At 57.8% G+C, this 630-nt stretch carries 1 protein-coding gene; it reads left to right on the top strand.

The annotated features are described in order from the left end of the window. On the top strand, positions 1–630 hold a 630-nt coding region (locus KL786_RS29290; protein ID WP_215519819.1), incomplete at both ends, for an electron transfer flavoprotein subunit beta/FixA family protein.

Raw genomic sequence — 630 nt, 5'->3', positions numbered from 1 at the left:
GTCGATTACAACGTGAAAGTTCGCGTCAAGGCGGACAATTCCGGCGTCGATCTGGCTAACGTCAAAATGTCGATGAACCCCTTCTGCGAAATCGCTGTGGAAGAAGCCGTACGCCTGAAAGAAAAAGGTGTTGTGACTGAAATCGTCGTCGTTTGCGTAGGGCCATCCACTGCTCAAGAGCAGCTGCGTACCGCTCTGGCGCTGGGTGCCGACCGCGCCGTGCTCGTCGAGTCTGCTGAAGAACTGACCTCGCTGGCCGTTGCCAAGCTGCTCAAAGCCGTTGTCGACAAGGAACAGCCACAACTGGTGATCCTGGGTAAACAGGCGATCGACAGCGACAACAACCAGACTGGCCAGATGCTGGCTGCACTGACCGGTTATGGCCAGGGCACCTTCGCCTCGAAAGTCGAAGTCAGCGGCGACAGCGTTGCCGTGACCCGCGAAATCGACGGCGGCGCGCAGACGGTTTCCCTGAAACTGCCGGCCATCGTCACCACCGACCTGCGTTTGAACGAGCCGCGTTATGCGTCCCTGCCAAACATCATGAAAGCCAAGAAAAAGCCTCTCGAAGTGCTGACTCCGGATGCTTTGGGCGTTTCCACCGCCTCCACCAACAAGACCGTCAAAGTC

The sequence above is a fragment of the Pseudomonas sp. TAE6080 genome, assembly GCF_018732265.1.
In the GTDB taxonomy this organism is placed as follows: domain Bacteria; phylum Pseudomonadota; class Gammaproteobacteria; order Pseudomonadales; family Pseudomonadaceae; genus Aquipseudomonas; species Aquipseudomonas brenneri.
This window is presented reverse-complemented; position numbering and strand designations above follow the sequence as displayed.